Genomic DNA, 12,928 nt, shown 5'->3' with positions numbered 1-12,928 from the left:
GGCGCGGCTTTGTGGGGGGGGGTCCCCCGTCCTCCGCCCCCCCACTCCTCATCGGTCTACTTGGTGACCCTCACCTCCCGGTAGGGCATGAGCCGCACCGGCCCGACCAGCCCGTTCTCCTCGACCAGGCCGCGGGCCTTCACCTCCGAGTCGAGCGCGGAGAGCCGGTTGTTCAGCGTGGTGGCGACTCGGACCACGAGTGTGTTCCGACCGGCCTTGAGCCAGCGACCGAGATCGGCGGTCGGGTCGACCTGGTCGATCCGCACCCGGTGGCCGTTGACCCAGACACTGACCGAGTCACTGACCTGGCCGAGATCCAGGGTCGCGCCGTACGTCGTGTCCCAGCGCTTGGGGAGCGTGACGGTGGTGGTGTAGGTGCCCACTCCGGACGCGTCCGCCAGCGCCGGGATGTCCGGCCAGGCCTTGAGGCCCTTGAGCATCACCGAGACACGATGCCTGGTGGTGGCGCTGCCGGCGACGCCGGTGGTGCCGTAGGCGTTGGTCGGCCGCCAGTCCTGGACGCTGAGCCTCCAGGCGGCCTTGGTCAGGTTGCGGGTCGCCGGCACGCTGCGGATCTTGGTGGTGACCAGCGTGCCGTTGCCGAGCACCGTGCGGTACGTCCCGGCGCTGGTCGCCCGCACCGCGACGTGCCTGCCGCGGGCCACGGTGCGGTCGGCGGTGGTGACGACCGCGTGCTGCGCGGGGACCTTGACCTTGAACCGGCCGGTCTTGCTGCTCAGTGCGATCACGGTGGACTGATCCCGGCCGAGCTGCACGCGCACGGTCACCTTGTTGCCGTGCCGGGTGTAGTCGGTGATCGGGGTGATCCTCCCGCTGAAGGTGTCGAGCTTGTACGGCGTCCCGCCACCGGTCAGGGTGACGTCGGTGTCGACCTCCTCGCCGGTCGCCATGCACGGGTTGTCGACCCCGTCGCTGGTCCGGCAGGCCGCTGGCTCCTCGTAGAGGTTGGAGGGGTTCTCGCCGTAGACGGAGGTGGAGGCGGCTGCCGCGTCGACGCCTTCGTTGTAGAGGTAGTAGTAGTTGGTCCGGGTCGAGGTGTCCTCGCGCCGCACGCTGAGCAGGCTCGAGTTGGTCCTCGGCTGGGCATGCGGGGTGACGCCGAGCTGCTTCAGGGCGGCCGGTACGGCTGCCTCGGAGCGCACCCGGACCACGTTCTTGCGCGCGAGGATCTTGGTCACCAGGGTCGAGAGCGTGGAGTCGTCGTCGACCATCGAGGCCGTGCCGGTCGGCGTACCGACGAAGACGATCGGCAGCCCGGCCTTGGCGTAGGACAGGAACTTCTTCGCCGCGGCGACCGACATCCCACCGCGAGCGGTGTTGGAGGTCGGATAGAGGTCCTTGTCGAAGATCAGCGCCTGGTATCCCGGGCCCTGGTCGGCCAGCCGATGGTGGGTGACCGTGGCGTTCGGTAGGTCGAAGAGCGACTCGTCGGTGTAGTCCCAGGAGTAGCCGGCGCGCTGCAGGCCGAGGTCCTGCCAGTGTCGGTTGTTGGTGTCCGAGGTGGAGAACGCCGAGGGCGAGGAGTAGTTGCGCTGATAGACCGCGATGTCGACCCGAGCCCTGCCCTGGGTCAGCACCATCGTGTTGCGGGCGAAGTAGTCGTTGGTCGTGGCCGCGTCGACGTAGTACGGGTTCTGGCCGTTGTAGGAGTTGGCGAAGCCGACCTTGGCGTCCCCACCGCTGTAACCCGGGCCGGGCCAGCTGCTGGTGGAGGTCGCGGTCGAGGGGCGGGTGTGGTAGACGAGCCGGGTCACGCCGCCGGCGAACTCGTGGTTCATCCGGACGATCATGTCCTGGGTGGTCTCGGCCCAGCTCTCGTTGAGCACCGCGCAGCACTCGGTGCTGTACCAGGTGTTGCCGGTCATGTGGTTGGCCGAGGCCATCGGCCGGTAGATGTCGGTCTGGTCGCTGCCGGTCAGCGACTCGTACTCCGAGCGGTCCAGCACCGACGAGGTCTGCAGCTGGTCGCCGATCGAGGTGATCGGGCCGTCCTCCTGCTGCAGGCGCAGCGAGGTGCGGTAGGTGTGCGCCCAGTTCTGGAACGGGATGAGCCGGTTCTCGGTGTACAGGTCGCTGCGCACCTTGTTGAAGTCCGAGCGGACCCGGGTCGCACTCCCGTCGGAGAAGGTGTAGAAGGTTCCGGTCGTCGGCGCGCCGCCGAGGCTGGCGCCAGCCATCGTCGGGTCGACCAGGGCGGCCAGGTCGGGGACGATGTCGTAGCCGGTGCGGTCCTCGAACTCACTCGCCATGGTGGAGGACCACAGCTCCTCCGGCGCGCCCCACGGGTCGCTGGCGTGGGAGTCGACGAAGAAGTCACCGCCGTTCTTCTTCATCAGCGCACCCAATCCGCCCGACAGGTAGTCGTCGTAGGCGCTGGTGAGCTCGGCGGTGCCCTGCTTGCTCAGGGTCTCGGGGGTGGTGCCGAACGGGATCGCGCGGAAGGTCAGCACCACCCACTGGCCGCCGTGGTCGGGCGCGGTCCAGGCGAGGTGGCCCGAGGTGCTGCCGTCGTTGTAGCCGTCGGTGTTGGTACCGGTGACCTGGTCGGTGAGGTTCACCACCGAGTCGCGCTCGAGCGAGACGGTGCCGTCGCTGGCGCAGGTGGCGTCGGTGCACTCGTAGGCGAGCACGGCGACGATGGTGCCCGGATTGCCGCTGGTCGGGCCGGGGAGGTCGGCGTCCACCGAGCCGCCCGCGTCGACGGTGAGGCGGTAGTTGCCGAGCGTACGGCGGGCGTAGTCGTCACTGGCGGAGTAGTCACCGTTCGGCACTCCGCTGGCCACCTTGAGGCTGACCTTGATGCCGAGTTTGTCCGCCTGGGCGTAGATGGCAGCGAGCTGTGCCTGGCTGGGTACGCCGCCCTGGCCGATCTCGACCCCGCCGATGTGGTGCTCGGCGGCGTCGGTGAGGTCGGCCTTGAGCGAGGCGATGGTGGTGGCCGCGTCGTCCGGCTTGAAGTTCCACCGTACCCAGGGGCGGTCGTTGCCGGACGGCGTCGCGAAGCTGCTGGCGGTCAGCTTGGTGACCGGGTTGCGGGAGCCGGTCGCGTGGGTCGAGATTCCGCCTGAGGCCAGCGGACCGCTGGCGGTCTCGGTCGCGCCGCTGGCGGTCGGCGCCAGGCTTCCGGCCAGTACGGCGCTGGTGGCCGCCGCCGTCCACAGCCAGCGCCGACGGCGCCGGGCCGTCGTCGTCGTGGGGGTCATTGAGTGCCTCTCTTGCCTCGGACGTGACACGACACGGCTGCTCTTGCCCGAGTCTTCGCAGTCGCGATGCGTGCGGATCTTGAATCGTTTCAAGAAACCTGGTATGCCATCCTTCACAGGTTGGTGTGACGAGCGCAACAGGTTCGGGCCCATCGCGTCATGAGCATCGGGCATAGGCACCTATGCGCCGGATGGGAAGAGCCTGAGGGGCGATTCGGGGAGGAGGCGGATTCGGGCGGTGGAAGAGCTCAATCGGATCGACTGGAACCTGGTCGCCACTCTCGACGCGCTACTCACCGAACGCAGCGTGAGCGGTGCCGCGCGGCGACTCGGCCTGACTCAGCCGGCGGTGAGCAGGGCACTCGCCCGACTTCGGCGACACTTCGGCGACGAGCTGCTGGTGCGCGAACGCGGTGGCTACACCCTGACCCCGGTGGCCCAGCGGCTCGCACCGCTGGCCGCGGAGGCGGTCAGTGCCACCCAGGAGATGCTCGGATCGACCGACTCCTTCGACCCCCGGGCGAGCCGCCGCGAGTTCGTCCTCGCCTCCACCGAGTACGGCCAGATGGTGCTCGGGAGGCGGATCGCCGAACGGTTCGCCGCCGAGGCGCCGAGGGCTCGGTTGGTCTTCCGGTGGCCGGCGTTCGCCGACCAACCCGGTGATCCGCTGGCGCACGTGGACGGCTGGCTCGGTCCGCGTGACGTCTTCACCGACAAACCCTCGACCGGCCTGTACGCCGACCGGTGGGTCTGCGTGGTCGCGGCGGATCACCCGAGCGTGGGCACCGAGATCGCGCTGGCGCAGGTCGAGGAGTGGGGCTGGGTGCTGCCGACCGCGCCCAAGCACGGTCACGAGCCGTGGGTCAAGCGGCTGCTTGCCCACGGCGTCGAGCTTCCGGTGGTCGGGAGCACCGAGAGCTTCGCCGCGGTGCCCCACCTGGTGGCCGGCACCACGCGGGTCGGGGTGGTGCAGGAGTCGCTGGTGGCCGCGACGGCCGAGGTGATCGGCGTGCGGGTGGTGCCGTGCCCGTGGCCGATGGCGCCGCTCAGCCTGACGCTGTGGTGGCATCCGACCCGGGAGCACGACCCGGGGCACCGGTGGTTGCGGGGCGTGATCGCCGAATGCATGGGCGCGACGGCTGGCTGACGCTGCCGATGCTCGTGCGCCCGGGCCGTCATCCGAACGGGCTGCGGTGGGCGTCGTACGGCGCATGGACCGGCACCCAGCGGCGCAGGCCCGCGGCGGCGAGCAGGCCGAGCAGGCCGGTGACCGACACACCGAGGGCGAGCGTGGCGAGGCCCGCGACGACGGCGGGCACCAGCGGTCCGATCGCCTGGCCGGTGTCGCCGAGCAGGCGCCACAGCGAGAGGAACGTGGTGCGGCCGTCGGCCGGGGCCGCGTCCGCGCCCAGCGTCATCATGATGCCCGAGCCGAGCCCGTTGCCGAAGCTCATCACGATCGCCGCCACCCCCAGAGCGACCGCGTCGTGCGCCAGTGGCAGGACGATCATCCCGGCGCCCAGCAGCACCATCGCCGGCACCGCGACCCACAGCCGACCGAGTCGGTCCATGACGTGTCCGGAGGGGTAGAACAGCGACATGTCGACGGCGTTGGCCACCCCGAAGACCAGGCTGGTGGCGGTGGCGGACAGGCCGATGTGGTCGGCCCACAGCGGTACCACGGTCTGCCGGGCGGCTCGGACCGCGCCGACCGCCGCCACGGCCAGGCCGAGGGTGAGGAACAGCCGTCGGTGGGAGGCGAACATCTCCCGGGCGCGCACCCCGCCGCGGTGGCTGGGTGGCCGGTCACCGGCCCGCTCCTCGTTCGGGATCGCCAGCAGCAGTGCTGCGGTGGCGACCGAGGTGGCCATCGCGACCCCGAACGCCGCTCGAGTGCCCCACACCGAGATCGCCGCCGCGCCGACGAACGGTCCCACGAACAACCCGACCCGGTGCGCCCCGGCGAGCGTCGAGAGCGCTCGGGCGCGCAGGCCGATCGGCACCACCTCGGAGACATAGGTCTGCCGCGCCAGGTAGAAGGTGGAGTTGCACGCCCCGATCAGGGTCAGCGCGGCCGCGAGGACCCAGATGGAGTGACTCAGCAGCGCACCCAGCAGGCAGGCGGCGGTGACCGCGTTCGAGACCGACATCGCCCGCCGGTCGCCGATCCGATCGGCCAGCACCGCGGCCGGCACGTCGCCGAGGATCCGGCCGATGCCGAGCAGGGAGAGCATCAGCCCGGCGATGCCGGTGGAGGCGCCCTCGTCGAGCGCCACCAGCGCGATGATCGGTGCGACCGCCCCGTTGCCGATCTCGTAGACGAGTGCCGGCAGCAGCGCCGAGGGGGCGATGCGACGCAGCACGCTCAGTGCCGTGTCGGTCATCCACGCCCCGTCCGCTCGCGGTTCCTCGGCGACTCCGCGGGTGGACGGTCGTCGTCGGCGTCCCTCCCCGGAATCTCTTAGCCACGCTCACGATATCTGGTCCCGCGACGGTCGACACGCCGACCGGGTCCGCCGTACCGACCGGCCGCTGTGATGGTGTGATCAAAGGTCTGCCTGCATGCCGATCAGCCGAGGACACCGTTGACGCTCACCCCCACCCGCACCGATCCCGCCGACACCGGCCGGCCGGCCGGTTCCGGCGCGGGCGCACGCTGGTGGTCGGCCCCGCTGCGCCGTGGTCCGGACGGCACCGGTCCCCGGCTGGCGGCGCTGGACGGGCTGCGAGCGCTGGCGGTGACGGCGGTGATCGTCTTCCACGCCTTCCCCGGCACGTTCCCGGGTGGCTTCATCGGCGTCGACGTGTTCTTCGTGCTCAGCGGGTTCCTGATCACCACCGGCCTGCTCCGGGAGCGCGCTCGCGGCCGGATCGGCGTACGCCGGTTCTGGCTGCGCCGGGCCCGTCGGCTGCTGCCCGCGCTCGCGCTCCTGGTGGTGGGCTGCGGCGCCGCGCTCGCGGTGATCGGCGGCGACCCGGCGGTCGGCTTCGGTGCGCAGCTGGTCGCGGCCGCGGGGTTCTTCACCAACTGGCACCTGATCGCCGCCGGGAACAACTACTTCGCCGAGTCCTCCCCGCCGATCCTGCAGCACCTGTGGTCGCTGGCGGTCGAGGAGCAGTTCTATCTGGTCTGGCCGATCGCACTGATCGCGATGATGATGCTGTTCCCGCGCAACCGCACCCGGCTCCTCGCCGTGGCGGCCGCCGCGGCGGTCTCCATCCTCGCCATGGCCGCATTCGCGGCGATCGGCGACATCGGCCGCGCCTACTACGGCTCGGACACCCATGCCTTCGCGCTGCTGGCGGGCGCCCTGCTCGCCCTCGCCCGGCAGCTCGGACTGGTGCCGCGGCGGGCCACCTCCGATCTCGGCGGGGCGCTCGCCCTCGCGGGGCTGACCCTCGCGGTGCTCGTCCTCGCCGGTGAGGACCGGACCACCTACATCCTCGGACTGCCGGCGGTCGCCGGGCTGACCGCGTTGATCGTGGCCACCGTCGTGGCCGGTCATGGCCCGCTGGCGCGGGCGCTCTCGGTGGAGCCGCTGCGTCGGATCGGCGTGATCTCCTACGGCCTGTACCTGTGGCACTGGCCGATCCTGATCGGACTGCGCTATCGCTTCGGCGACGTCGCCCACGACCACGCCGTGCTCACCGCCTCGGTCGCCGTCGCGCTCACGCTGGCCGTCGCGGCCGCCTCCTACGTCTGGGTGGAGCGGCCGATCGTGCACCTGGGCTTCACCGGGTACGCTGCCGCCATCGCCGCCCAGGTACGGCGACCGGGCAGGTCGCGCGCGGTGGCCGGAGTGGTGGCCGGTGCCCTCGTCCTGGCGGGAGTCCTGACCACCGTGACCGCGCTGCGCGCGCCCCAGGAGACCACCGCGCAGCAGCAGATCGAGGCCGGTCAGGCGGCCATCCGCGAGGCCAACGCCCAGGCGAAGGCGGCCGCCAGCGCGCACGCGGCGACGAAGGCGAAGAAGGCGAAGAAGGCGGCCGAGAAGAACGGCGACGCCCACCGCGGCGCCACCCATGAACGATCGACATCGCGGCGCGACGGCACCGCGACGGTGCCGGTCGGCCGGCGGATGACGGGCATCGGCGACTCGGTGATGCTCGCCGCCGCGCCCGCGCTGCTGGACCGGTTCGCCGGCATCGACATCCACGCCGAGGTGTCGCGCCAGGCCAGCGCCGTGCCCGGGGTGATGCGGATGCTCAAGCGGCAGCACCGGCTGCGCCAGGTGGTCCTGATCGGCGTCGGCACCAACGGCTACCTCGGCAGCGGCGTCCTCGCCGAGCTGCGTCGGATCGCCGGCCCGCAGCGGTTGCTGGTCTTCGTCAACGTGTACGCCGACCGGGAGTGGGAGCACTCGGTGAACAGCCAGCTCTCGGCGTACGTCAGGAGCGATCCGAAGGCACGCCTGGTGGACTGGCGCGATGCCATCTCGGCCCATCTCGACGACCTCGGGCCGGATCGGATCCACCCCGGCACCGCCGGCGGCAAGCTCTACGCCGCCACGGTGGCGGCTGTGCTGTCGGGGCTCTCGGGGCTCTCGGGCTGACCGTCCGCGCCGTCGCGCGGCTCCGGCGGAGGCCTCACCGGTAGCGGGCCGCCGCGGCGGCCGCTCGGGCGCCGTACCCGCCGCCGAACATGGCCGCGTGCGCCAGCAGTGGGAAGAGCTGGTGCAGCGCGACCCGGTCGGCCCAGCCCTCGGCCAGCGGCGTGACCTCCTGGTAGGAGTCGATCACCCGGTCCAGGTGCGGCAGGCCGAAGAGGGCGAGCATGGCGAGGTCGAGCTCGCGGTGGCCGCCGTACGCGGCCGGGTCGATCAGCCGGGCGCCGCCGGTCGCGTCCCACAGCACGTTCCCGTTCCACAGGTCGCCGTGCAGCCGGGCCGGTGGCTCCTCGGGCAGCAGCGCGGTGAGCCGGCCGATGACCGACTCGATGGCGGCCGCCTCGTCGGGCTCGACCGCCCCGCGGTCCACCGCGAGCTTGAGGTAGGGCAGCACCCGGCGGACGGCGTAGAACTCCGCCCAGGTCGGTGTCGGCCGGTTGGGCAGCGGGAGCCTGCCGATGTAGCCGTCCGCGGTCGCTCCGAAGCGGTCCGCGCCGCGGCGGTGCAGCCCGGCCAGCGCCTTGCCCAGTGCCTCCGCCGACTCCGACGTCGGCCGGCCGACGTCGACCCACCCGATGATCAGGCAGTCCTGCTCGGCGGCGAGCACGTCCGGGACCAGGCCCGGGTCGGCCTCGGCCAGCCAGCGCAACCCGCGGGCCTCGGTCGGGAAGAAGTCGGCGGGCGCGTGTGAGAGCGTCTTCATCAGCGCCTGCGAGCCGTCGCCGAGCCGCAGCTTGGTGGCGGTGGCGATGTTCCCGCCGGGGACCGGCGCGGTGCTCACCACCACCCGACCCAGCAGCTGTTCGGCGCGCCGGGAGACCAACGGCTGACGGGGCACGTCAGCCGCCCGCTCCGGGGCCGACCCGGTCCCGCAGCCAGGCGACGATCTCGTCGCTGGTCCGCTCCACCATGTCGAGCACCTCCACGAAGCCGTCGTCTCCACCGTAGTAGGGATCGGGCACGTCCGCGCCCCGGCCGAGCGGGTCGAAGTCGCGGAAGAGCCGGGTCACCTCCGGTGGACAGCCCTGGTGGCGCAGCGCGCTGAGGTTGGCGCCGTCCATCGCCAGGACCAGGGCGTAGTCCGTCGGCTCGCCGACCGGCCACTGCCGCGCCCGGTGCCGGCTCGGGTCATAGCCGGCGGCGGTCAGCGTGGCGGCGGCGCGGGGGTCCATCGGCTCGCCGACGTGCCAGTCACCGGTGCCGGCCGAGACCGTCTCCACCCCGGCCAGGCCGGCCGCGTCCAGTCGATCGCGCAGCACCACCTCGGCCATCGGCGAGCGGCAGATGTTGCCGAGGCAGACCATCGCGAGGCGGACCGGGGCGCCGCCTGGGCCCGCGGCGGCACCCGGACTCACCGATCATCCTCCAGCATCCGTCGGACGACCGAGGCGACGATCGCGATGATCAGACCGCCCAGCACCGCCGACCAGAAGTCGTCCACATGCAGGCCGTAGCGGGTGTGTCCGCTGATCCAGGCGGCCAGCCCGAGCACGGCCGCGTTGACCACCAGCAGGAACAGCCCGAGCGTGACGATGATGAACGGGATCGACAAGACGGTGAGGACCGGCTTGACCAGGTAGTTCAAGAACACCATGATCGCCGCGACCACCAGCAGCGGCACGATCTTGTGCTTGATCTCCTCGGACCCGCCCGTGGGGCCGGCGAACCAGATCCCGGGCACCAGCCAGACCGCGACGGCGAGTGCGATCGCGTTGGTCACCAGCAGCGTCAAGAAGCGCACGCAACGGATTGTGGCAGCCGCAGCCAAGAGGACCCCTGCCTCGGGGAGGCGTCGATCGATGCCGGATCCGTTCGCGAATCAGCTCCTCGCTACTCGACCGGCGGTGGGTCGGGCGCCGGCCAGTCGTCGAGCCCGAGCGCGGCACAGATCTCCTCGGCCGCGCCGCGCAGGTGCGCCCGCAGAAAGGTCGCGGCACCGGCGATGTCGTCCTCGTCGAGGAGCGCGACCAGGGCGGCGTGCGACTCGGCCTGGTCGTGCGCGTTGCGCCGGATCCGCTCGACCTGGGCGAGCGCCAGCTTGAGCTCGACGGCGAGCTGGCGCTCCATCGCGATCAGCCGCGGCGAGCCGGTGAGCTCGACCAGGCTGAGGTGGAAGTCGAGGTGGCGCACGTTGAGCTCGGGATAGTCGGCACCCCTCTCGATCGCCGAGATGTACTCCTGGAGCCGTCGCCGTACCCGATCCCGGGCAGCCGGCGTCGCCGTCGGCCAGCTGCGCACGCCGGCCTCCTCGAGGACCTGCCGGGCCACGCAGACATCGCGCACCGAGTCCGCCTGCGGCGTGGTCACGCTGACACCGCGGTTCGGCGCCCGGTCGGCCAGCCCCTCCGCCACCAGGACGGCGAGCGCCTCGCGGACGGTCGAGCGCGCCACCCCCAGTGATGCGGCCAGGGCCTGCTCGCGCAGCGAGGTCCCGGACTCGAGCTCGCCGTCGAAGATCGCGCGCCGCAGCTCCTGGGCGACCCGCTCGACCGTCGAGGCGGGCTCGTCGAGGCTCAGGCTCGCGAAGGTGGCGGGGTCCGACATGCCGTCCATTCTCGCGTACGCCGACCCGGCGGTTCGGCCCTAGGCTGACCCGATGAGCGAGCCCACCCCTCGACCCGGGATCAGCGCCATGCCGGCGTACGTCGCCGGGAAGGCCCCGGTCGCCCGGCCGGGCCTGACGACCTACAAGCTCTCCTCGAACGAGAACCCCTATCCGCCGCTGCCGGGGGTGATCGAGGCCGCGGTGGCGGCCGCCGCCGAGATGAACCGCTATCCGGACGCCGGCAACACCGACCTGTACGCCGCCCTGGCCGCGACCCTTGACGTGCCGGTCGCCGACCTGGCGCTGGGCACCGGTGCGGTCGCGCTGATCTACCAGCTCGTCGCGGCGTACGCCGGCCCGGGCGACGAGGTCCTCTACGCCTGGCGCAGCTTCGAGGCCTACCCGATCGCGACCCTGGCGGCGGGGGCGACCTCGGTGCAGGTGCCGTTGACCGCCGACGCCCGGCACGACCTGGCGTCGATGGCGGCGGCGGTGACCGCCCGTACCCGGGTGGTGCTGGTCTGCACCCCGAACAACCCGACCGGACCGGCCCTGACCCAGGCCGAGCTGGACGACTTCCTGGCGCGGATCCCGGCCGACGTGGTGGTGGTCGTGGACGAGGCCTACCAGGAGTTCGTCCGCGGCGCGGACCCGGTCGACGGGATCGCCACCTATCGCCGGCATCGCAATGTGGTGCTGCTGCGGACGTTCTCCAAGGCCTACGGGCTGGCCGGCTTCCGGGTCGGCTACGCCGTGGCGCCGGCCCCGATCGCCGCCACGCTGCGTGCGGTCGGCCTGCCGTTCGGGGTCAGCGTGGTCGCCCAGGCCGCGGCGGTGGCCTCGCTGCGGCGCCGCGACGAGCTGCTCGCCCGGGTGGAGCGGCTGGTGACCGAGCGTGACCGGGTGCTGGCCGGCTGCCGGGCGGCCGGCTGGCGGCTGCCGGAGGCGCAGGGCAACTTCGTCTGGTTCGACTTCGCCGGCGCTCCCGACGCGATGGCGAGGTTCGTGGCCGCCGCCGAGGAGGCCGGCATCGTGGTGCGGGCGCTCGGCGACGGCGTACGGGCCAGCATCGGCGAGGTGGAGGCCAACAGCCGGCTCATCGAGGTCGCCCGGAGGCTCCCCTCCTCGCGGTAGGAAGGATCCGGCTCGACGAACGAGGAGTCCCGCGGTTCCGTGGCCGGACACCGTTACCCGGTCGCAACACGGATCGGACACCCTGGGCACATGTCGATCAAGGTCGCGCTCGAGCATCGCACCACCTACGAGTTCGCCCGGCCGGTGGCGATCGGGCCGCACGTCGTCCGGCTGCGGCCCGCGCCGCACAGCCGGACCCCGATCGAGGCGTACTCGCTGCAGGTCAGCCCGGCCGATCACTACGAGAACTGGCAACAGGATCCGTTCGGCAACTGGCTGGTCCGGCTGGTCTTCCCGGAGAAGGCCGACCGACTCGAGATCACCGTCGGCCTGGTGGCCGACCTGATGGTGATCAACCCGCTGGACTTCTTCGTCGAGGAGTACGCCGAGCGGTTCCCGTTCGACTACTCACCGGAGCTGGCCGAGGATCTGGCGCCGTACCTGCGGCCGGTCGAGGACAGCGCGCAGGCGGAGGTGTGGCGCGGCAAGCTGCCGTCGCTGCCGGCCGACGGCGTGCCGACGGTGCAGTTCCTGGCCGAGCTGAACGCGGCGGTCAACGCGGACGTCGCCTACAGCGTGCGGATGGAGGCGGGGGTGCAGACCCCCGATGACACCCTCCGGCTGGGCATCGGCTCCTGCCGGGACTCGGCCTGGCTGCTGGTCAGCCTGCTGCGCCAGTTCGGCCTGGCGGCCCGCTTCGTCTCCGGCTATCTGGTCCAGCTGACCACCGACCCCTTCGTCGCCGACGCCTTCGACGGTCCGCGTGGGCCGGAGCGGGACTTCACCGACCTGCACGCCTGGTGCGAGGTGTTCATCCCCGGGGCCGGATGGGTCGGGCTCGACCCGACCTCGGCGCTGTTCGCCGGTGAGGGCCACATCCCCCTCTCGGCGACGCCGCACCCCAGCTCCGCGGCCCCGATCGAGGGCGCCACCGAGCCGGTCGAGGTCACCTTCGGCTTCCACAACGAGGTACGCCGCGTGCACGAGGACCCGCGGGTCACCCGGCCCTACACCGACGCCGAGTGGGCGCGCATCGACGCGCTCGGCGAGGCGGTCGATGCCCGGCTCGCCGCGCAGGAGATCACCCTCACCATGGGGGGCGAGCCGACGTTCGTCTCTCTCGACGACCAGACCAGCCCGGAGTGGAACACCGACGCCGACGGGCCGCACAAGCGTGCCCTGGCGGGCGACCTCGCCGAGCGGCTGCGCCGGGTGTACGCCGAGGGCGGCGTGGTGCACCGCGGCCAGGGCAAGTGGTATCCGGGCGAGCCGCTGCCGCGATGGAACATCGCGCTGCAGTGGCGCACCGACGGGGTCCCGCTGTGGCGGGATCCGGCGCTGCTGGCCGACCCGTGGGCCGGTCCTGGCGCAGATCCCTGCGCGCCGGACCCGGCGGCCGGCTCGCGGCGGGTCGGGGT

At 72.1% G+C, this 12,928-nt stretch carries 10 protein-coding genes; 4 read left to right on the top strand and 6 right to left on the bottom strand.

Annotated elements, in window-relative coordinates; translation table 11 throughout:
• Window positions 1-56: 56 nt before the first annotated feature.
• Complete coding sequence (locus QM638_RS06430) at window positions 57-3,224, bottom strand: glycosyl hydrolase (RefSeq protein WP_415141125.1); 3,168 nt, start codon at window positions 3,222-3,224, stop codon at window positions 57-59.
• Window positions 3,225-3,462: 238 nt separating this feature from the next.
• Here QM638_RS06430 and QM638_RS06425 point away from each other — a divergent pair, with 238 nt between their 5' ends.
• On the top strand, window positions 3,463-4,371 hold the full coding sequence (locus QM638_RS06425; RefSeq protein ID WP_415141124.1) for a LysR family transcriptional regulator: 909 nt from the start codon (window positions 3,463-3,465) through the stop codon (window positions 4,369-4,371).
• Between the two features lie 28 nt (window positions 4,372-4,399).
• On the opposite strand, the gene QM638_RS06420 is transcribed toward QM638_RS06425, so the two are convergent.
• On the bottom strand, window positions 4,400-5,608 hold the full coding sequence (locus QM638_RS06420; protein ID WP_415141123.1) for an MFS transporter: 1,209 nt from the start codon (window positions 5,606-5,608) through the stop codon (window positions 4,400-4,402).
• A 201-nt stretch (window positions 5,609-5,809) separates the two neighbouring features.
• Between QM638_RS06420 and QM638_RS06415 the strand changes: the two genes are divergently transcribed.
• Window positions 5,810-7,777 carry an acyltransferase family protein gene (locus QM638_RS06415; RefSeq protein ID WP_415141122.1) on the top strand — a complete coding sequence of 656 codons (1,968 nt, stop codon included), beginning with the start codon at window positions 5,810-5,812 and terminating at the stop codon, window positions 7,775-7,777.
• Between the two features lie 34 nt (window positions 7,778-7,811).
• On the opposite strand, the gene QM638_RS06410 is transcribed toward QM638_RS06415, so the two are convergent.
• From QM638_RS06410 to QM638_RS06395, 4 genes are all read right to left on the bottom strand, one after another.
• Window positions 7,812-8,669, bottom strand: coding sequence for a fructosamine kinase family protein (locus tag QM638_RS06410; RefSeq protein ID WP_415141121.1), 858 nt, complete (start codon window positions 8,667-8,669; stop codon window positions 7,812-7,814).
• Window position 8,670: 1 nt separating this feature from the next.
• Window positions 8,671-9,186 (bottom strand): low molecular weight protein-tyrosine-phosphatase, encoded by a 516-nt coding sequence (locus QM638_RS06405; protein ID WP_415141120.1) that lies wholly within the window; start codon window positions 9,184-9,186, stop codon window positions 8,671-8,673.
• Window positions 9,183-9,572 (bottom strand): phage holin family protein, encoded by a 390-nt coding sequence (locus tag QM638_RS06400; RefSeq protein WP_415141119.1) that lies wholly within the window; start codon window positions 9,570-9,572, stop codon window positions 9,183-9,185. The genes QM638_RS06405 and QM638_RS06400 overlap by 4 nt, the downstream gene beginning before the upstream one ends.
• 89 nt (window positions 9,573-9,661) lie before the next feature.
• A complete protein-coding gene (locus QM638_RS06395) occupies window positions 9,662-10,375 on the bottom strand; it encodes a GntR family transcriptional regulator (RefSeq protein ID WP_415141118.1) in 714 nt (237 codons plus the stop codon).
• Window positions 10,376-10,427: 52 nt separating this feature from the next.
• On the opposite strand from QM638_RS06395, the gene hisC reads away from it, so the two are divergent.
• Window positions 10,428-11,510, top strand: coding sequence for a histidinol-phosphate transaminase (gene hisC, locus QM638_RS06390; protein WP_415141117.1), 1,083 nt, complete (start codon window positions 10,428-10,430; stop codon window positions 11,508-11,510).
• Between the two features lie 90 nt (window positions 11,511-11,600).
• Window positions 11,601-12,928, top strand: a 1,328-nt coding sequence (locus QM638_RS06385; RefSeq protein WP_415141116.1) for a transglutaminase family protein, incomplete at its 3' end; no start/stop codon positions are given.

The organism is Nocardioides sp. (assembly GCF_047606145.1).
Classification (GTDB): Bacteria; Actinomycetota; Actinomycetes; order Propionibacteriales; family Nocardioidaceae; genus Nocardioides.
This window is presented reverse-complemented; position numbering and strand designations above follow the sequence as displayed.